17 protein-coding genes are annotated in these 19,501 nt (G+C 72.6%); 13 read left to right on the top strand and 4 right to left on the bottom strand.

Going from position 1 to position 19,501, the window contains the following annotated elements:
• Window positions 1-66: 66 nt before the first annotated feature.
• Window positions 67-1,494, top strand: a complete 1,428-nt coding sequence (argH, locus tag BKD26_RS09990; RefSeq protein ID WP_084897484.1) for an argininosuccinate lyase — start codon at window positions 67-69, stop codon at window positions 1,492-1,494.
• Window positions 1,495-1,503: 9 nt separating this feature from the next.
• Here argH and BKD26_RS09985 read toward each other — a convergent pair whose 3' ends face one another.
• On the bottom strand, window positions 1,504-2,010 hold the full coding sequence (locus BKD26_RS09985; protein WP_084897483.1) for an HAD domain-containing protein: 507 nt from the start codon (window positions 2,008-2,010) through the stop codon (window positions 1,504-1,506).
• A gap of 86 nt (window positions 2,011-2,096) precedes the next feature.
• On the opposite strand from BKD26_RS09985, the gene BKD26_RS09980 reads away from it, so the two are divergent.
• Window positions 2,097-2,648 carry a TetR/AcrR family transcriptional regulator gene (locus tag BKD26_RS09980; protein ID WP_084897482.1) on the top strand — a complete coding sequence of 184 codons (552 nt, stop codon included), beginning with the start codon at window positions 2,097-2,099 and terminating at the stop codon, window positions 2,646-2,648.
• On the top strand, window positions 2,645-4,189 hold the full coding sequence (locus BKD26_RS09975) for an MFS transporter (protein ID WP_084897481.1): 1,545 nt from the start codon (window positions 2,645-2,647) through the stop codon (window positions 4,187-4,189). Before BKD26_RS09980 ends, BKD26_RS09975 begins: the two co-directional genes overlap by 4 nt.
• A 329-nt stretch (window positions 4,190-4,518) precedes the next feature.
• Here BKD26_RS09975 and BKD26_RS09970 read toward each other — a convergent pair whose 3' ends face one another.
• Window positions 4,519-5,148: a lysophospholipid acyltransferase family protein gene (locus BKD26_RS09970; RefSeq protein WP_084897710.1), complete on the bottom strand. Its 630-nt coding sequence runs from the start codon at window positions 5,146-5,148 to the stop codon at window positions 4,519-4,521.
• A gap of 265 nt (window positions 5,149-5,413) precedes the next feature.
• Here BKD26_RS09970 and BKD26_RS09965 point away from each other — a divergent pair, with 265 nt between their 5' ends.
• The 3 genes from BKD26_RS09965 (at window position 5,414) to BKD26_RS09955 (ending at window position 8,424) form a co-directional block, all read left to right on the top strand.
• A complete protein-coding gene (locus tag BKD26_RS09965; protein ID WP_084897480.1) occupies window positions 5,414-6,571 on the top strand; it encodes a glycerophosphodiester phosphodiesterase in 1,158 nt (385 codons plus the stop codon).
• Between the two features lie 792 nt (window positions 6,572-7,363).
• Window positions 7,364-7,903, top strand: coding sequence for a sigma-70 family RNA polymerase sigma factor (locus tag BKD26_RS09960; protein ID WP_084897709.1), 540 nt, complete (start codon window positions 7,364-7,366; stop codon window positions 7,901-7,903).
• A gap of 38 nt (window positions 7,904-7,941) precedes the next feature.
• Window positions 7,942-8,424 carry a GNAT family N-acetyltransferase gene (locus tag BKD26_RS09955; RefSeq protein ID WP_084897479.1) on the top strand — a complete coding sequence of 161 codons (483 nt, stop codon included), beginning with the start codon at window positions 7,942-7,944 and terminating at the stop codon, window positions 8,422-8,424.
• Here BKD26_RS09955 and BKD26_RS09950 read toward each other — a convergent pair.
• Together BKD26_RS09950 and BKD26_RS09945 are read right to left on the bottom strand one after the other, a co-directional pair.
• A complete protein-coding gene (locus BKD26_RS09950; protein WP_084897478.1) occupies window positions 8,402-8,806 on the bottom strand; it encodes a hypothetical protein in 405 nt (134 codons plus the stop codon). The two genes, BKD26_RS09955 and BKD26_RS09950, sit on opposite strands and share 23 nt — an antisense overlap.
• A 1-nt stretch (window position 8,807) precedes the next feature.
• Window positions 8,808-9,167, bottom strand: a complete 360-nt coding sequence (locus BKD26_RS09945) for a hypothetical protein (RefSeq protein WP_084897477.1) — start codon at window positions 9,165-9,167, stop codon at window positions 8,808-8,810.
• 73 nt (window positions 9,168-9,240) lie between these two features.
• On the opposite strand from BKD26_RS09945, the gene BKD26_RS09940 reads away from it, so the two are divergent.
• The 7 genes from BKD26_RS09940 to cobT all read left to right on the top strand — a co-directional run bounded on the left by BKD26_RS09940 (window position 9,241) and on the right by cobT (window position 18,724).
• Window positions 9,241-9,900, top strand: coding sequence for an HAD family hydrolase (locus BKD26_RS09940; RefSeq protein ID WP_084897708.1), 660 nt, complete (start codon window positions 9,241-9,243; stop codon window positions 9,898-9,900).
• A gap of 374 nt (window positions 9,901-10,274) precedes the next feature.
• The gene (locus tag BKD26_RS09935; RefSeq protein ID WP_084897476.1) at window positions 10,275-11,354 is read left to right on the top strand and encodes an ATP-binding cassette domain-containing protein; all 1,080 of its coding nucleotides are present in this window, start codon (window positions 10,275-10,277) and stop codon (window positions 11,352-11,354) included.
• Window positions 11,351-12,022, top strand: coding sequence for a methionine ABC transporter permease (locus tag BKD26_RS09930; protein ID WP_084897475.1), 672 nt, complete (start codon window positions 11,351-11,353; stop codon window positions 12,020-12,022). The genes BKD26_RS09935 and BKD26_RS09930 overlap by 4 nt, the downstream gene beginning before the upstream one ends.
• A gap of 75 nt (window positions 12,023-12,097) precedes the next feature.
• Complete coding sequence (locus BKD26_RS09925; protein WP_084897474.1) at window positions 12,098-12,961, top strand: MetQ/NlpA family ABC transporter substrate-binding protein; 864 nt, start codon at window positions 12,098-12,100, stop codon at window positions 12,959-12,961.
• 215 nt (window positions 12,962-13,176) lie between these two features.
• Window positions 13,177-13,824: a GNAT family N-acetyltransferase gene (locus tag BKD26_RS09920; RefSeq protein WP_107417813.1), complete on the top strand. Its 648-nt coding sequence runs from the start codon at window positions 13,177-13,179 to the stop codon at window positions 13,822-13,824.
• 58 nt (window positions 13,825-13,882) lie between these two features.
• Window positions 13,883-15,094: a precorrin-6y C5,15-methyltransferase (decarboxylating) subunit CbiE gene (gene cbiE, locus BKD26_RS09915; protein WP_084897473.1), complete on the top strand. Its 1,212-nt coding sequence runs from the start codon at window positions 13,883-13,885 to the stop codon at window positions 15,092-15,094.
• A gap of 306 nt (window positions 15,095-15,400) precedes the next feature.
• Entirely contained in the window at window positions 15,401-18,724 is a 3,324-nt protein-coding gene (cobT, locus tag BKD26_RS09910) for a nicotinate-nucleotide--dimethylbenzimidazole phosphoribosyltransferase (RefSeq protein ID WP_084897472.1), read from the top strand.
• The last annotated feature ends 777 nt before the right edge of the window (window positions 18,725-19,501 follow it).

Genomic DNA, 19,501 nt, shown 5'->3' with positions numbered 1-19,501 from the left:
CAGCCGCCTCCTCACCTCAGGGGTGGGGAGGCGGCCGCACATCCGCACCCCTCCTGAGGAGCAGAGTTGAGCAGCAACAACGGTGACGTCCGGCTCTGGGGCGGCCGCTTCGCCGACGGTCCCGCCGAGGCGCTGGCCAAGCTGTCGGCGTCCGTGCACTTCGACTGGCGCCTCGCGCCGTACGACATCGCCGGCTCCCGCGCCCACGCGCGCGTGCTCCACAAGGCGGGGCTGCTGACGGCCGACGAGCTGACCTCCATGCTGGCCGGTCTCGACCAGCTGGAGGCGGACGTCGCCTCGGGCGACTTCGTGGGCACCATCGCCGACGAGGACGTCCACACCGCGCTGGAGCGCGGCCTGCTGGAGCGGCTCGGCCCCGACCTCGGCGGCAAGCTGCGCGCCGGCCGCTCCCGCAACGACCAGGTCGCCACGCTCTTCCGGATGTACCTGCGCGACCACGCCCGGATCATCGGCGGCCTCCTCGCCGACCTCCAGGACGCCCTCGTGGGCCTGGCGGAGGCGCACCCGGACGTCGCCATGCCGGGCCGTACGCACCTCCAGCACGCCCAGCCGGTGCTCTTCGCCCACCACATGCTCGCCCATGTGCAGTCCCTCTCCCGGGACGCCGAGCGGCTGCGCCAGTGGGACAAGCGCACGGCGGTCTCCCCGTACGGCTCCGGCGCCCTGGCCGGCTCGTCCCTCGGGCTCGACCCCGAGGCGGTCGCCAAGGACCTCGGCTTCGAGAACGGCAGCGCGGGCAACTCGATCGACGGCACCGCCTCGCGGGACTTCGTGGCCGAGTTCGCGTTCATCACCGCGATGATCGGCGTGAACCTCTCCCGGATCGCCGAGGAGGTCATCATCTGGAACACGAAGGAGTTCTCCTTCGTGACCCTGCACGACGCCTTCTCGACCGGCTCGTCGATCATGCCGCAGAAGAAGAACCCGGACATCGCCGAGCTCGCACGCGGCAAGTCGGGCCGCCTGATCGGCAACCTGACGGGGCTGATGGCGACCCTCAAGGCCCTCCCGCTCGCGTACAACCGCGACCTGCAGGAGGACAAGGAGCCGGTTTTCGACTCCTGCGACCAGCTGGAGGTCCTGCTGCCCGCCTTCACCGGCATGATGGCCACGCTCACGGTCAACCGGGAGCGGATGGAGGAGCTCGCCCCGGCCGGCTTCTCCCTCGCGACGGACATCGCGGAGTGGCTGGTCAAGCAGGGCGTGCCGTTCCGGGTGGCGCACGAGGTCGCGGGCGAGTGCGTCAAGGAGTGCGAGGCGCACGGCATCGAGCTGGACCAGCTCACGGACGAGCAGTTCGCCAAGATCTCCGAGCACCTCACCCCCGAGGTACGGACGGTCCTCGACGTCCCCGGCGCTCTCGCCTCCCGCAACGGCCGGGGCGGCACGGCCCCCTCCGCCGTCGCCACCCAGCTCTCCGAGGTCAAGGCCGACCTGGTGATCCAGCGCGCCTGGGCCACCGCCAAGCACTGACACCGACGATCACAGCGCCGCCGCCCACTCCGCGAGCGCGTCGAAGTCCGTCCGTATCAGCCCGATACGCGGATCGACGTGCACCAACAGGGCGGCGGCGAGGTGTTCCCGCTCCACCATCTCGCGGTCGTACGCCGTGATGTCGTCGTCGACCCAGGCGAACGGCCGCCCCGCCGCGTACTCCAGGATGTACTGCGTCTTCCAGAAGGTCCCGCGAGGGGCCTTTCCGTGCATCCGGGGCCAGTCGATGTACGGCAGCTCGGGCAGCCCCAGGTGCGGCCCCATCCAGTCGTTGGCCTCGCCCTTCCAGGTGGTGGCCCAGACCAGCTCGTAGTGGTGCGCCAGCTCCCGGAGCTCCTGGCCGTGCGCGGGGTTCAGCCACACCCGCAGCGGCTTGACCTCCGTCCAGCCCGAGGGCCGCATGCGGTGAGTGGTGTAGCCCTCAGGTCTGCGCCGGGCCTTCGCGGCGTACGGATTGAGCGGACCGTCGACGTCGATCAGCAGCAGTGGCTTCATGTGCCTCAGCATCCTGTTCCTCCCCTTGGTGAGTCGATGGGATTTCGAATGAGACATTGATGTCTCACATGGGCTATGGTTGTCTCATGACAGTCGACCGTGAGCAGGTGCTGCGCACCGCCGCCGCCCTCCTCTCCCGCAAGGCGACCGCCACCATGGACGAGGTCGCCCGCGCCGCCGGCATCGGCCGTGCGACCCTCCACCGGCACTTCGCCGGACGGGACGCGCTGGTCAGGGCGCTGGAGGCGCTCGGGATCCAGGAGTTCGAGGCGGCCATCGAGGCCGCCCGGTTCGACGACGGCACCGCCGAGGAGGCGCTGCGCCGGCTCATCGCCGGGCTGGAGCCCGTCGCCGGACTGCTCGCGTTCCTCGTGACCGAGAACCAGCTCTTCGAGGGCGACCAGATGAACGAGGGCTGGGCCCGCCTCGACGCCCGCGTGGCCGCGCTCTTCCGGCGCGGTCAGGAGCAGGGCGAGTTCCGGATCGACCTCACGCCCGCCTGGCTCACCGAGGCGCTCTACGGCCTCATCGGCACCTGTGCCTGGGCCGTGCAGGACGGGCGGGTCGCCGCCAAGGACTACCAGTACATGATCGCCGAGTTGCTGCTCGGCGGAGCACGCAGGAGCGTGGAGAAATGACCCGAACCGATCAGCAGACCAAGGAATCGGAGGTTCTGCGCCGCCCGGGCCGGTGGCTGGCACTCGCCGTACTGGTCCTGGCCGTGCTGCTGGTGGCGGTCGACGCCACCGTACTCGGCCTGGCGACCCCGTTCCTCAGCGAGGACCTCAAGCCGACCGGCACCCAGCTGCTGTGGATAGGCGACATCTACTCCTTCGTCATCGCCGGACTGCTCGTCTCCATGGGCAGCCTCGGCGACCGCATCGGCCGCAAGAAGCTGCTGCTCGTCGGGGCCGCCGCCTTCGGTGCCGTCTCCGTGCTCAACGCGTATGCCACCACCCCCGAGATGATGATCGTCGCCCGCGCGCTGCTCGGCGTCGCCGGCGCGACCCTCATGCCGTCCACGCTGGCGCTCATCCGCAACCTCTTCCACGACCCGCGCGAGCGCAGCCTCGCCATCGGCATCTGGGGCGCCATGGCATCCGCCGGCGCGGCCGTCGGCCCGGTCGTCGGAGGGTTCCTGCTGGAGCACTACTGGTGGGGCTCGGTGTTCCTGATCAACCTGCCGGTGATGGTCGTCCTCGTCCTCGTCGGCATCAAGTTCATCCCCGAGTCGAAGAACCCGGCGCCCGGTCCCTGGGACCTGCCCAGCGTCGGCCTCTCCCTCGTCGGCATGATCGGCGTCGTATACGCCGTCAAGGAAGCCGCCGCGCACGGACTGCGCCTCGACATGGGCGTGGCGGCGGTGGTCGGCGTGGCCGCACTGACCTGGTTCGTACGCAGGCAGCTCCGGCTCGACGCACCTCTGCTCGACATGCGGCTGTTCCACCACCGGGGCTTCTCCGGAGCGGTGCTCGCCGACCTGCTGACCATCCTGGGCCTGTCCGGGCTCGTGTTCTTCCTCTCCCAGTTCCTCCAACTGGTCCAAGGACGCCACCCCCTGGAGGCAGGCCTCGCCGAACTGCCCGCCGCCATCGGCGCGGTGACGGCCGGTCTGATCGCGGGCGTCGTCGCCCGGCGGTTCTCGGTACGGTCCGTGGTGTCGGGCGGCCTCGCCGCGGTGGGCCTGGCGCTCGCCGTGCTGACCCTGCTCGACCGGTCCACCGGCTACCCGATGCTCGGCGCGTCCCTGCTGGTCGTCGGCATCGGCGCGGGCTTCGCGTTCACGGTGACCGCCGACGTGATCCTCTCCAGCGTCCCGCGCGAGCAGGCGGGTGCCGCGTCGGCGGTGTCCGAGACGGCGTACGAACTCGGCGCGGCGCTCGGCATCGCGCTCCTCGGCTCCGTCGTGACCGGTGTCTACAGCGACTTCGTCACCCCGGAGGGCGTCCCCGCGGCCACCTCGGCCGCCGCCCACGAATCGCTGGGCGGCGCGGTGGAGGCGTCCGCCGGCCTGCCGGACGCGACGGCCGGCGCGCTGGTCACCGCCGCGCAGGACGCTTTCGTCGAGGGCCTCCGCATCGCGGCCGGCGCCGGCGCGGTGGTCCTGCTGGCGACGGCGGTCGCGGCCTGGTTCCTGCTGCGCGGCCAGAAGCTGGAGGAGGGCGTGGAGCACCCGTAGCCCGCCCGGCCACCCCGTGCAACGGCCCCGGTCCGGACCCCCGGCCTGCACCGCGAGGCGCAGGCCCCGGCCACGCGTGGCCCCGGCCCCCGATGGCGCCGGCCGCACCGAGGCCAGGCGCCGGTCCCGGCAACGCTCGGGCCCGGGCGACGGGGGCCCATCCGCAACCGAACGCGGGGCGCGGACCCTGGCGACGCGCGGCTCCCAAACCCGGCGGGCCGAGTGCGGGGCGCGGGCGTCTCCCGGGCGCACATGGGGCGGCGCCCCGGTACGGCACTCCTGCCGTACCGGGGCGCCGCCCCGTCTCACGCCCCGCGGCCGGAGGCCGCCTACGCCGCCTTCGCCTTCGTGGCGTACATGTCCACGTACTCCTGCCCCGACAGCCGCATCACCTCGGCCATCACCGAGTCCGTCACCGCCCGCAGCACATACCGGTCACGGTCCATGCCCTCGTAGCGCGAGAACTCCATCGGCTCACCGAAGCGCACCGTCACCCGGCCCGGGCGGGGCAGGCCCGCGCCGCCCGGCTGGAGCTTGTCCGTGCCGATCATCGCGAACGGCACCACCGGCGCGCCCGTCATCAGCGTGAGGCGCGCGATACCCGTACGCCCCCGGTAGAGGCGGCCGTCGGGGGAGCGGGTGCCCTCGGGATAGATGCCGAAGACGTTGCCCTCCTCCAGCACCCGGCGCCCCGTCATCAGCGCGGCCACGCCACCGTTGGCGCCGTCCCGGTCCACCGGGATCATGCCGACGCCCGTGAAGAACCACGCCATGAGCCGGCCCTTGAGGCCCTTGCCCGTGACGTACTCGTCCTTGCCGATGAAGAACACCTGACGGTCGCACACGATCGGCAGGACGATCGAGTCGATGAACGTCAGGTGGTTGCCCGCCAGGATGACCGGCCCGGTGCCGGGGATGTTCTCGGCGCCCTCTACGTGGGGGCGGAACATCAGGCGCATGACCGGGCCGAGCACTGCCTTGATGAGCGCGAAGCGGGACAACGAGTCCTCCGTCGAAGTAGCCGACCACGTACGTGACCAGTATGTGCAGGTGAGGACGATACTCGCGGGTCAGGCGCGGGCGCACATCGGGTTCACCGAGTCGATACGCAGTGTTGACCCGTGTTTTCCATGCGTTCGTCGGGGGTCTCCCGTACGTAAGGCACCCCTGCCTACGATCGGGCCTCGCTCGTCAGTCCGAAACACGCTCGTCGAAGGAGCCTCCATGACACAGGGTGCGCACAGCAGCCCCGCCCGCCGGACCGTGCTGGGAGCAGCGGCGGTCCTCGGCTCGGCCGCCGCCCTCTCCGTCGGCGCGGCCGGCACCACCGCGGCGCAGGCGCAGGGGCGCCCGTCGGGTTCGTACAAGCTGCCGGTCCCGACGGTCATCGCGCACCGCGGCGCCAGCGGCTACCGCCCCGAGCACACCCTCGGCTCCTACCAGCTCGCCCTCGACATGGGCGCGGACGTCATCGAGCAGGACCTCGTCCCGACCAAGGACGGGCACCTGGTCTGCCGGCACGAGAACGACATCACGGGCACGACGGACGTCGCCGACCACCCCGAGTTCGCGTCCCGCAGGACGACGAAGACCGTCGACGGCACCTCGCTGACCGGATGGTTCACCGAGGACTTCACCCTCGCCGAGCTGAAGACGCTGCGCGCCAAGGAGCGCATCCCCGGTACGCGCCAGGAGAACACCGTCTACGACGGGCGCTGGACGATACCCACCTTCGAGGAGGTGCTGCGCTGGGCCGAGAAGGAGGGCCGCCGCCGGGGCCGCCCGATCTGGCTGTACGTCGAGACCAAGCACCCCACCTACTTCCGGGGCCTCGGCCTGGGCCTGGAGGAGCCGCTGGCGAAGCTGCTGCGCCGGTACGGACGCCACGGCGCGGACTCGCCGACGTTCCTCCAGTCCTTCGAGCCGACCAGCATGCAGCGGATGGCCAAGCTCGTCTCCACGCCGCGCGTCGTGCTGCTGTGGACGGCGGACGACCGCCCCTGGGACTTCCGCGAGGCGGGCGACCCGCGCACGGTCGCCGACCTGATCACGCCCGAGGGCCTGAAGTGGATCGCGTCGTACGCGCAGGGCATCGGCCCCCTGCTCGACCTCGTCATCCCGAAGAGCAAGGACGGCAAGCTGGGCAAGCCCACCACGCTGGTGCGCGACGCCCACGCCAAGGGGCTGGTCCTGCACCCCTACACGCTGCGCAACGAGAACAGCTTCCTGCCGGCCGACTTCCGCCGCGGCACGGACCCGGCGGCGTACGGGGACGTGTTCGGCGCGTACAAGGCGTACTTCGCCACCGGCATCGACGGCATCTTCACCGACCAGCCCGACACAGGCCTCCTCGCCGCCGCGGACTTCCGCACTCGCCCCTGACCGCCCGCCCGTCCCCCGCCGGGCGTGCCGTCGGCCCACCGCGGGGCGGGGCGCCGTGCCACCGCCGGGCGGGGGCGCCGGCCGCTACCGGGCAGGGCGCCGTGCCACCGCCGGGTGGGGCGCCGTGCCGTTGCCGTGCCACGGCCAGGTGGGCGCCGGGCCACCGCCATCCCGCTGGGCAGGGCGTCGGCCTACCGCCGGGCAGGGCGCTGGGCGCGCCGCGGGCCGCCGCCGGCCAACGCCGGGCGTGCCGTCGGCCCACCACTGGCTGCCGCGGGTGGGCGCCAGACCATCGCCAAGGGCGCCGGGCGTGCCGCCGGGCCGCCGCCGGCCAACGCCGGGCGTGCCGCCGGGCGATCCACGGGCATACCCGCCGGGCCATCGTGCCGCCGTTCCGGCGCCGATAGCGGCGCCGGCTCCGCCGGGCTCCCGGCCGGCTCCGGCCCCGAGCGGCGCGCGTCGGCCGGACGCGCCCGCTCGGCGCCCCGGCTCGTGCACCTGCCTGGGCCTTGCCCGACACGCCCGTACGCCTGCCCGGCCCCGCGCGCGGGGGGCGGCGCCACGCCCGTGCGCCACGGCCCGTGCACCTGCCCTGGCCTCCCCCGCCGGGGCGCGCGTACCGCTCGGCGCACCCCCCCGTGCGTCACGGACCCGCTCCACCTCCCCGCGCCCCGTCCCGCCCCGCCCGGCGGGGCGACGCCCCCGTCAGCGCACCGCTTCGGGTGACGCCCGGACGGGCGGTTTCAGGGCGGCGCGGCAACCGGCGGGCGGCCACGACGTGTCGTGGGCGGCATGACACCCCCCGAACGACCCGCCCCCGTCCCCGAACTCGTCCGTACGCTCACCGCGTTGCTCGCCGCCGAGTCCGAGGCGGAGGCCGCAGCCGCCGGTGTCGAGCCCGGCGACCTCGAACAAGCCGTATGGCTCAGGCTCCTGGAGCGCCTCGACGGCGGCCCCGGCGTACCCCGCAGCCCCGCCGACTGGCTGCGCCGCGCCGTCCGGGCCGAAGCCCGCCGCGCCCGGCGCACCATCGTGCGCGAACTGCCCTACACCGCCCACGAGCCCGTGTCGGACGCCGAACCCGAGCACGCCGCGCTCGTCGCCGAACGGCACCGGGCGTTGCGTACCGCCATCGCCCGCGCCCCCCTCCACTGCCGGCGCCTGCTGACTGCGATGTTGTCGCCCACCGACCCCACCTACCGCGAAATCGCAGGGGAGTTGGGTATCTCACAAGGCAGTTTGGGGCCGATGCGTTCCCGATGCCTGGGATGCCTGCGCAGAATGCTCACGGCAGAGGTTGCCGTTCCTGAACATCGGGGAAAGGAGCGGTAGACCCAAGGGCGGACCAGGTGAGCCGGAGGCATGCATACATGGGCATGAGCGTGACCATCTCAGCGGCAAGCGCGCAGGACGCCGAACACATCCTCAAGCTGCAGTACCTGTGCTACCAGAGCGAGGCCGAGCTCTACGGCGACTACAGCATCGAACCCCTCACCCAGTCACTCGACGACCTCAAGGCCGAGCTCGACCGCGGCCACGCCCTCGTCGCCCGGCTCGGCGACGAGATCATCGCCTCCGTACGCGGAGAGCTCGACGACACCGGCACCGCCACCATCGGCAAGCTCATCGTCCACCCGCGGCTGCGCCGCCACGGCCTCGGCGGCCGCCTCCTCGACGCCATCGAGGAGCACTTCGCCACCGGCCCGTCGCCCGCCGCCAAGCGCTTCCAGCTCCTCACCGGACACCGCAGCGAGGGAAACCTGCGTCTCTACCGCAAGAAGGGGTACGAGACCGTCGCCACCCACGAGGCCGGCCCGCGCCTGACCCTCGTCACGCTGGAGAAGGCCGCTTAGCCCTCCGCAGCCACAGGATCCCGGTCACCGGAAGCAGCACCGGAATGAAGACGTATCCGTATCCGTAGTCGGACCAGACCGTGGCGTCCGGGAAGGCGCCGGGATCGGCCAGCGTCCAGGTCCCCACGGTCAGTACGCCCACCAGCTCGGCGGCGCAGCACACCAGCGCTGCCTTGCGGGCCGTCTCCCCGCCCCGTACCAGCGTGTACGTGATGAACACGTACACCACCGCCGCCAGGGCCGACAGCGTGTACGGCAGCGGCGCCCGGTCGAACTCGGTCGCGATCTGCAGCACCGACCGCGACACCGCGCCGACCGACATCACCCCGTACAGCCACACCAGCAGCATGCCGGGCCCCTTGGCCAGACCGCGCCCCGCCATCTCAGACCGTCCAGATGTCGTAGAGGCGCACTTCCAGCACCGCCAGCACCACCGCGCCCGCCGCCACCGTCGCCGAGCCCCAGCGGCTGCGTTCCGCCAGCGACATGAACCCCGCGGCCGGCACCGCGCACAGCGCGCCGACCAGATACGCGAGGAAGATCGCCGTACCCGCGTCGGCCTGCTCGCCCCGCGCCAGCCGCACGATCGCGACCATCAGCTGCACCAGCGCCAGCAGCGTCACCACCGCCATGCCGATGAAGTGCCAGTCCTTCGTCGGCTGGTCCCGGTACGCGGCGAAGCCGCACCAGGCGGCGAGGGCGAGCGCGGCCACGGAGACCGCGACCGTCAGGGCGTCAAGCATGCGCCCGAGACTATTACGGGCCAAAAGACCCGGTGCGACCGCCCCCGGTAGCGGAAACGTAGGCTCCATGACCATGAAGCTCCACGCCGAAGCCCTCCTGTTCGACAACGACGGCACGCTCGTTTCCTCCCTCGCGTCCGTCGACCGCTGCTGGAACCGGTGGGCCGAGGAGTACGGCATCGCGGCGGCGGACTTCGCCCGCGTCGAACTGCACGGCCGCCCCGCCGTCGAGATCATCGCCGAGCTGCTCCCCGCCGGCCGGATACCCGAGGCCCTCGCCCGGATCGAGCAGCTGGAGGTCGAGGACGTACCCGGCGGTGTGGAACTGCTGCCGGGCACCAAGGAGCTGCTCTCCTCGCTCCCGGACGGCCGATGGGCCGTCGTCACCTCCGCCACCCGGCCGCTCGCCGAGGCCCGGCTTCGGGAGGCCGGCATCGACGCGCCGGTGGTGATCGCCGCCGACGACATCACGCGCGGCAAGCCCGACCCCGAGCCCTACCTGCTCGCCGCCGCCAGGCTCGGCGTCGACCCGGCGCGCTGCGTGGTCTTCGAGGACGCCCCCGCCGGGCTGTCGGCCGGCCGCGCCGCCGGCATGACGACCGTGGCCTTGACCACAACGCACGACCGCTCCCAACTCGTCGCCGACGCCGTCGTCGAAAACCTGTCGGCTGTGTCCGCACAGGCCACCGGCAGTGCGATGGAGCTCACGGTGAAGGCCACCACGGCGGCCTGACCACCCCCGCGCCGTCAACGACTGTCCACTATTCGGACAGTCGCCCGGCGTCCGAAGAGGCGTCTGGTTTACTGACCCGCATGACCACGATGAGCTACCGCACCCTTGCGACCGAGGCGATGACGACGCCCGGTGCTCGTTGCATGTGTCGAATGTGCGCCTTCTGAGGGCCCCCGTGTGAGCCTCGCGCCCCGAAGCGAGACCCGACAGCCGCGCCGTGTTCCGTACGCGATCCACATCGACGGACCGGCCTGCCCCGCGCACGTGCCACCCCCTGGCCCACCCGGCCGAGCCGGCCGTGCCGCGCGTCGGAATGACGAATGCCCCGTGCCCGGCGGACACCGCGCCGTGCACTCGACAGTGACGGAAACCCTGTGATCACCACTACGGGCCTGACCAAGGTCTACGAGTCGCGCGGCCGCCAGGTCACCGCTCTGGACGGTGTCGACCTGCATGTCCGCGAAGGCGAGGTCTTCGGCGTCATCGGTCAGAGCGGCGCCGGCAAGTCCTCGCTCATCCGCTGCGTCAACCTCCTGGAGCGCCCCACCTCCGGCACCGTGACGGTCGACGGCACCGACCTCACCGCGCTCGCCGGACGCGGCCGCCGCGCCGGGAAGGACCTGCGCCGGGCGCGCAGCCGCATCGGCATGGTCTTCCAGCACTTCAACCTGCTGTCCTCGCGCACCGTCAAGGACAACGTCGAACTGCCCCTGGAGATCCTCGGCGTCTCCGGCGCCGAACGCTCGCACCGCGCCCTCGAGCTCCTCGACCTCGTCGGCCTCGCCGACAAGGCCAAGGCGTACCCGGCTCAGCTCTCCGGCGGCCAGAAGCAGCGCGTCGGCATCGCCCGCGCGCTCGCCGGCAACCCCAAGGTGCTGCTCTCCGACGAGGCCACCAGCGCGCTGGACCCCGAGACCACCCGCTCCATCCTCCAGCTGCTGCGCGACCTCAACCGGCAGCTCGGCCTGACCGTCCTGCTCATCACGCACGAGATGGACGTCGTCAAGCAGATCTGCGACTCCGCCGCCCTGATGAAGAAGGGCCGCGTCGTGGAGTCCGGCACCGTCTCCGAACTGCTCGCCACCCCCGGCTCCGAGCTGGCCCACGAACTGTTCCCGGTGACCGGCGAGGCCACCGGCCCCGACCGTACGGTCATCGACGTCACGTTCCACGGCGAGGCCGCCACCCAGCCGGTGATCTCCCAGCTCTCCCGTACGTACAACGTCGACATCTCGATCCTCGGCGCCGCCATGGACACCGTCGGCGGCAAGCAGATCGGGCGCATGCGCATCGAACTGCCCGGCCGGTACGAGGAGAACGTCGTCCCCGTCGGGTTCCTGCGCGAGCAGGGCCTCCAGGTCGAGGTCCTCGACCTCTCCGACGGCAACCACGCCGACGACGGCCGCGACGGCCGGGACGCCAACGACGATCTGGTCAAGGAGGCCGCGAAGTGACCTGGGAAGAAATGCGGCCCCTGCTCGAGCAGGGCACCATCGACACGCTCTACATGGTGCTGTGGTCCACCGTCGTGACCGTCATCGGCGGTCTGCCGCTCGGCGTTCTCCTCGTCCTGACCGACAAGGGCGGACTGCTGCAGAACCGCCCGGTGAACAAGGCCATCGGAGCGATCGTCAACGTGGGCCGCTCACTGCCCTTCATCATCCTGCTGGTGGCCCTGATCCCCTTCACGACCCTCGTCGTCGGCACCTTCATCGGCCCGACCGCGATGATCGTGCCGCTCTCCATCGGCGCCATCCCGTTCTTCGCGCGCCTGGTCGAGACCGCGATCCGCGAAGTCGACCACGGGCTGGTCGAAGCCGTCCAGTCCATGGGCGGCGGCATCCCGACGATCGTGGGGAAGGTGCTCCTCCCGCAGGCCCTGCCCTCCCTGGTCGCCGCGCTCACCACCACGGTGATCACGCTGATCAGCTACTCGGCGCTGGCCGGCGCGGTCGGCGGCGAGGGGCTCGGCTCCAAGGTCATCACCTACGGATACCAGCGCTTCGAGACCGAGTTCATGCTCATCACCGTGGTGCTGCTGATCGTCATCGTCACGATCGTCCAGCTCATCGGCGACGGGGCCGTACGCCTGCTCGCCCGCCGCGGCCGCACCGCTTCCTGACTTCCTGACCCTTCCCAGCACAACCCGCACTCCTTGTCCGGGCGTTGTCCGCATCACCAGAAAGAGGCACTTTTCGTGCGTAAGAACATCAAGCTCACCGGCGCCTTCGCCACCATCACCGCCCTCGCCCTGGGCCTCACCGCCTGCGGCACGGCCTCCGACCCGGCCTCCTCCAAGGGCGGCTCCGGCAAGGCCGACGAGTCCAAGCCGCTCGTCGTCGCGGCGTCCCCGACGCCGCACGCCGACATCCTGACCTACGTCAAGGACAACCTGGCCGAGAAGGCCGGCCTCAAGCTGGAGGTCAAGGAGTTCACGGACTACGTCCTGCCGAACACCGCCACCCAGCAGGGCCAGGTCGACGCCAACTACTTCCAGCACAAGCCGTACCTGGACGACTTCAACAAGAAGAACAAGACCACCATCGTCCCGGTTGTCAACGTCCATCTGGAGCCCCTCGGCCTCTACTCCAAGAAGCTGAAGTCGCTCAAGGACCTGAAGGCGGGCCAGACCGTCGCCGTCCCCAACGACACCACCAACGGCGGCCGCGCTCTCAAGCTCCTCGCCGACAACGGCGTCATCACCCTCAAGGACGGCGTCGGCGCCAACGGCAAGCTGTCCGACATCGAGGACAAGAAGGGCCTGGAGTTCAAGGAGCTGGAGGCCGCCACCGTGCCCCGCGCCCTGAACGACGTCGACGCCGCCGTCATCAACGGCAACTACGCCATCGAGGCCAAGCTCAGCCCCGCCACGGACGCCCTGGCGCTGGAGAAGGCGGAGGGCAACCCGTACGCCAACTTCCTCGCCGTGAAGAAGGGCAACGAGAACGACGCCCGCGTGCAGAAGCTCGCCAAGCTCCTCAACTCGCCCGAGGTGAAGAAGTACATCGAGGACACCTACAAGGACGGCTCCATCATCGCCGCCTTCGGCGCGGCCAAGTAACGCCGCCTTCCCCTCGGCCCCAGGCCCCGCGCACCCCGTCCGGTGAGCGGGGCCTGACCCGTACCGCCGTACCGACGCCCCCGTACCGACGTCCCCGTACCGACGTCCCCGTACCGACGTCCCCGTACCGACGTCCCCGTACCGACCCGGCCATGCGCGCCACCGACTGCATGCTGCATGCTGTGCGTTCACGGCCTTTACGGACGGTCCCCGGCATGGAGCTGCGCATGACTACCACCTTTCCGGACATCTCCATCAGCACGGAACGGTTGGTGCTGCGCCCCTACGACGACTCGGACATCCCCGCGCACACCGAGATGATGAACGACGAGATGGTCGTCACCTGGACCTCCGTACCCCACCCGTACACCACGGCCCACGCCGAGGAATGGGTGCGCAGGATCGCTCCTGCAGAACGCACGGAAGGCCGCGGCGTCGTCCTCGCCGTCACCGAATTCCTCACCCAGCGCCTCGTCGGCACCATCCACCTCCAGAACACCAACTGGCGCACCCGCGCCACCGAAGTCGCCTACGTCACCGCCCCCTGGGCCCGTGGCGAGGGGTACGCCACCGAGTCCGTCCTCGCCGTCGCCCAATGGCTCTTCCGTGACCAGCGCTTCGAACGCCTGGAACTGCGCACCGCCGCCGACAACACCGCCTCCCAGCAGGTCGCCCAGAAGATCGGCTGCATCAGCGAAGGCGTCCTGCGCAACGCCTGGATAGCGCGCACCCAGACGGAGGACGGCGGCTGGACCGACATCAGGACCGACCTGATCGTGTGGAGCCTGCTCCCCGAGGACCTCGAAGGCGCCGCCGACCAGCTCGCCGATGCCGGATACTCCTCCTTCACCGACTGGAACTGAATCCAGGTACGCTCAGGTCGGCCCCGACCTGCACCAAGACTCCAGGAGACAGACGAAGATGGCCGACCGGGTCACGGTGATCGGCTGGGACGGTTCGCCCCTCACCGCGGCCGCCAGGGCCGCCCTCTCGGCCGCCACCCTGGTGGCCGGAGCCGGCCACCACCTGGCGCTCCCGGAAATCCCGCCCGCCGCCGAACGCATCCGCCTCGGCAGCGTCGACCTCGCCGCCCGCCGCATCGCCGGCCACCGCGGCACCGCCGTCGTCCTCGCCGACGGCGACCCCGGCTTCTTCGGCGTCGTCCGCACCCTGCGCGCACCCCAGTACGGCCTGGAAGTCGAAGTGGTGCCCGCCGTCTCCTCCGTCGCCGCCGCCTTCGCCCGCGCCGGCATGCCCTGGGACGACGCCCACGTCGTCGTCGCCCACAGCCGTACGCTGCGCCGCGCCGTCAACGTGTGCCGCGCCCACCCCAAGGTCGCCGTGCTCACCTCCCCGGGCGCCGGCCCCGCCGAACTCGCCCTCCTCCTCGACGGCGTCCACCGCACCTTCGTCATCTGCGAGGAACTCGGCACCGAGCGGGAGCAGGTCACCGTTCTCACCTCCGACAAGGCCGCCGACCACACCTGGCGCGACCCCAACGTCGTCATCGTCATCGGCGGCACCGCGGCGACGGGCACGCAGGGCGGGGGCTGGCTGATGGGCCGCGACCCGGGAGCGGTACGCGGCTGGGGGCTGCCCTCGCACGTGTACGGCGACGATCTCGGTACCGGCGAGTCGGCCGGCCTCCGCGCCGCCCAGCTCGCCCGCCTGGGCCCGCGCACCGGCGACCTCGTCTGGGACATCGGCTGCGGCGCCGGGGCGCTGGCCGTGGAGGCCGCACGGTTCGGCGCCGCCGTCATCGCGGTCGACGAGGACCGGGCGGCGTGCGCCCGCACCGAGGCCGCCGCACGCCACTCCGGCGTCCAGATCCAGACCGTGGCGGGCCGCGCGCCGCACGTGCTGGAACGGCTGCCGGAGCCCGACGTCGTACGCGTCGGAGGCGGAGGAGCGGCCGTCGTCACCGCCTGCGCGGACCGCCGCCCCGAGCGGATCGTCACGCACGCCACCACCCGCGACGAGGCGGAGGCCATCGGCGCGGCCCTGACCGACGGCGGGTACGCGGTCGAGTGCGCGCTCCTCCAGTCCGTCGAACTCGACCCCGGCTCCTGGACGGAACGCGACCGATCCGTGGTCTTCCTGCTGTCCGGGCACAGGCCGGCGCCCTCCCCGTGACCATCTCACTACGGGACGGAAGGTAGGCTGGCCGATCGTTGTACCGCAGCCGGGCGTTCGGCGGTTTCTTCGCGAATGTCCGGAAAAAGGGACCCCTTTGAGGGGGGAGATGTGGTACAGCGCTTCCGGGGGGTTGCGCGACGTGGCGCAGTCCACAGCCGACGGTGGCGGATCCCGCTGCCACGGCGGCCGAAGGCCGCGACAATACGTGATGTCCGCGTGCCGTTCGTGCCGCGCGGCGCGCATGCTCGTTCTTGTTGACGGGCGACGGTCTGAAGGAGCACAACCGATGGGCGAGGGGTACGCATGACTGACACCGGCCAGGTCCCGGGCGAGGGGCAGCCGGAGAACGCAGGCATGGTGGAGCAGCCGGGCATCCCCGCTCCGGGCGCGTACACCTTCCTGGACCCCTCCGAGAGCGCTGCCGAGGACGACGACCTGCTGCTGATGCCAGGGTCGCAGGGAGCCTGGAGCGAGCCGCACGCCGGCGTCGCCCCGGCTCCCGCACCGATGGCGATGCCCCCCACGGCCCCCGCACCGGAACCTCCGGCGGTGGACCCGGTGGGCGCGGCGGTGGTCGCCGAGCAGCAGGCGCAGCAGGTGCAGCAGCAGGCCGTGTACGAGCAGGCCGTGCCGGTCGCGCACGAGCAGGCCGCCGCTCCTGTGTACGAGCCGCCGGTCCACGAGCCGGTGATCCACGAGCCTGCCGCCCCCGAGCCTGCCGCCCCCGAGCCTGCCGCCCACGAGTCGGGCGCGCAGGTCGGCGCGCACGAGGCCGGTGGACGTGACTCCGGCTCGGTCGACCTGACCGGCGTACGGATGCCGGAACCGGCCCAGGCGGCGGTTCCCGAGCCCGCGCAGCCCCAGCCGGAGCCCCAGCCGCAGCCCGAGCCCGCGCCCCAGTTCCAGCCGGAGCCCCAGCCGCAGCCCCAGGCCCAGGCCCAGCCGGAGGCTCAGCTTCAGCCCGAGCCCCAGCCGGAGCCTCAGCTTCAGCAGGCGCCCGAGCCCCAGGCCCCGGTTCCGGCGCCTGCCCCGGCCGCCCAGGCCCCGGCGGCCGCACGGCGTCCGCTCCACATGGGCCCGCCGGTGCCCGACGCCTCGGGCGGCGTGGTCCGCTCGCTCGCCGACCGCGGTCCCGCGAACCCGGGTCCGGCGACCTCCGGCGGCCTGGAGTACCTGGACGTGCCGCGCGAGGAGGAGGCGGCGTCCGCGCTGCCCGGCCCGCAGCTCGGCGAGCTGCCGCCGCAGAGCGCGGAACCGTGGTCCCCGCAGCCGCAGCCACAGCAGCCCCAGATGCCGCTGCCTGCCCCAGCAGAAACGGTCGTTCCGGAACCGGCGCCCGCGCCGGTCGGGCAGTTCGTGCCCGTTGAGGGCTCCGTCCCGACCGCGCCGCACCTCGCCCCGACGCCGCCCACCCCGGAGCCGGCCCCGGAACCCGCACCGGACGTCGCCGTGACCGTCCCGGCCCCTCGCGACGGCGGTTCTCCCGCCGCGGCCGAGCCCGCCCCGCAGCCCGCTGCCGAGCCGGTGGCGCCCGAGCACCCGGCGTCCGAGCCGGCACTCGAGCACCCGGCACCCGAGCAGCCGGTGGCCGCCGAGCCCGTGCCCGCGGACGCGGAGGTCATCGCGCCCGAGCCGGTGGCGGAGCAGCCGGTGGCCGCCGAACCGGTGGCCGAGCAGGCCGCACCCGCACCCGCACCCGCGCCCGAACAGCCCACGGTGGCCGAGCAGCAGGCATCCGCCGAGGAGCCCGCGGAGCCGAAGGAGCCCGCGGAGCCGAAGGAGCCCGAAGCCGCAGAGACCACGGACGAGGCCGACAGCACCGACGGCGCCGACAGCACCGCCACCACCGACACCACCGCCACCACCGACGGCGGCACGCACGCCCCGGAGAGCAGCGCGCCGGCCCCCGCCTACGACGACGTCGAGCGCGAGGCCGTACTCCGCGTCATGCGCGAGCGCCGGGACATCCGTAACGGCTTCCGCAGCGACCCGATCCCGCACGAGGTCCTCCTCCGGGTCCTCGAAGCGGCCCACACCGCACCGTCCGTCGGCCACTCGCAGCCCTGGGACTTCGTCGTCATCCGCTCCGCCGAGACCCGGCGCACGATGCACGAACTCGCCCAGCGCCAGCGCGAGGCGTACGCCAAGTCGCTGCCGAAGGGCCGGGCCAAGCAGTTCAAGGAACTGAAGATCGAGGCCATCCTCGACACCCCGGTGAACATCGTCGTCACCGCCGACCCGACCCGCGGCGGCCGCCACACCCTCGGCCGGCACACCCAGCCGCAGATGGCGCCGTACTCCTCCGCCCTCGCGGTCGAGAACCTCTGGCTCGCCGCCCGCGCCGAGGGCCTGGGCGTCGGCTGGGTCAGTTTCTTCGACGAGCGCGAGATGGTCCGCGCACTGGGCCTGCCCGAGCACCTCGAAGTCGTCGCGTACCTGTGCGTCGGTTACGTCGACGAGTTCCCGGAGGAGCCGGAGCTGATGCAGGCGGGCTGGTCGAAGCGCCGCCCGCTGTCGTGGGTCGTCCACGAGGAGACGTACGGCCGCCGTGCGCTGCCCGGCGAGGAGCCGCACGACCTGCTCCAGGAGACCGTGTCCAACATCCGCCCGCTGGACGCCAAGGCGCTCGGGGAGGCGTGGGAGCGGCAGAAGCGGATGACCAAGCCGGCCGGCGCCCTCGGCATGCTGGAGATCATCTCCGCCCAGCTCTCCGGCCTGTCCCGGATGTGCCCGCCGCCCATCCCGGAGCCCGCGGCCGTGGCGATCTTCGCCGGCGACCACGGCGTGCACGCGCAGGGCGTCACCGCCTGGCCCCAGGAGGTGACGGCGCAGATGGTCGCCAACTTCCTCGGCGGCGGCGCGGTGTGCAACGCGTTCGCCAACCAGGTGGGCGCCGAGGTCTGCGTCATCGACGTCGGCGTCGCCGGTGACCTGCCGGCCACGCCCGGCCTGCTGCCGCGCAAGGTGCGTCCCGGCACGGCCGACTTCACCACCGGCCCCGCCCTCAGCCGTGAAGAGGTCCTGGCGGCCGTCGAGGTCGGCATCGAGACGGCCCGCGACCTGGTCGCCGCGGGCAACAAGGCGCTGCTGACCGGCGAGATGGGCATCGCGAACACCACCGTGTCCGCCGCGCTGATCTCCGTCTACACGGACGTCGACGCGGCGGAGGTCACCGGCCGGGGCACGGGCATCAACGACGAGATGCACGCCCGCAAGGTGGACGTCGTCCGGCGCGGGCTGGACCTCCACCAGCCGGACCCGGCCGACCCCATCGGCGTCCTCGCCGCCATCGGCGGCCTGGAGCACGCGGCGCTCGTCGGCTTCATCCTGGGTGGCGCGTCGCTGCGTACGCCGGTGGTCCTCGACGGGGTGAGCGCGGGCGCGGCGGCGCTGGTGGCCCGGGCCATCGCGCCCGAGTCGCTGGCGGCCTGCATCGCGGGCCACCGCAGCGCGGAACCGGGCCACGTGGCCGCCCTCAACAAGCTGGGCCTCCGCCCCCTGGTGGACCTGGACCTCCGCCTGGGCGAAGGCACCGGCGCGCTGCTGGCCCTGCCGGTCATCCAGAGCGCCGCCCGCGCGATGCACGAGGTGGCGACGTTCGACTCGGCGGGGGTCACCGAGAAGTAACCCGGGGGGTCGACGGTGGTCTGGCGGCACCAGGCCACCAGACCCCTGCCGGTCCGGCCCATCGGCTCCTCCAGCCCCGCCGCGGGCCCGGCCCTCCAACGTCAAGGCCCTGGTGGGTGCCTGGCGCCGTAGGCCCCTCACGGGGCCGAGGGGACGTCAGCTGCGGGGCCTCTCACGGGCGGCCCGGCGTCGGCCTCGTAAGCCCCTGGCCGGGCCCGGAGCCTGGCCCGACGGACGGGCCCCGGCAGCCTTCCGGGCAGCCCCTGCGCCGCAGCTCCTGAGCCCCTCACGGGGCCCGGGCGCCAGTCGGTGAAGCCCCTCACCGGGCCGGGGCGCCGGTTCGGGCGCCTAACCGGGCCCGGCGGTGTCGTCTCCTGAGCCCCTCACGGGCCCGGGGACGTCCAGGCCGAGGCCCGATGCGGGCCGCGACGTCAGCCGGGGGACCTCTCGCGGGCGGCCCCAGGCGTCGGCCCGCCCCGAGCAGACGGGCCCCGGAAGCCTTCCGGGGCAGCCCCGGCACCACGCCTCCCAGCCCCTCATGGGGCCCGGGCGCCAGTGGCTTGCAAGCCCCTCACGGGGGGGCCGGGGCGCCAGTTCGGGCCCCTCGCCGGACCGGCGGTGGCGGCGCTCCTCAAGCCCCTCGCGGGGGCTCGGGGGCGTACGGCCCCGCAACCGACACCCAGGGGCCGGGGGCGAAGCCCCTGGTTTCGGGAAGGGGTGGGGTGGGGGAGAGGCACGGCCCCCGGACCCGTCCGGCGGGCCGCACCGTATCGTGGT

It is taken from the genome of Streptomyces sp. CB03238, assembly GCF_002099185.1.
Lineage (GTDB): Bacteria > Actinomycetota > Actinomycetes > Streptomycetales > Streptomycetaceae > Streptomyces.
Note: the sequence above shows the minus strand (reverse complement) of the source record. Positions and strands in the feature narration are given on the sequence as shown.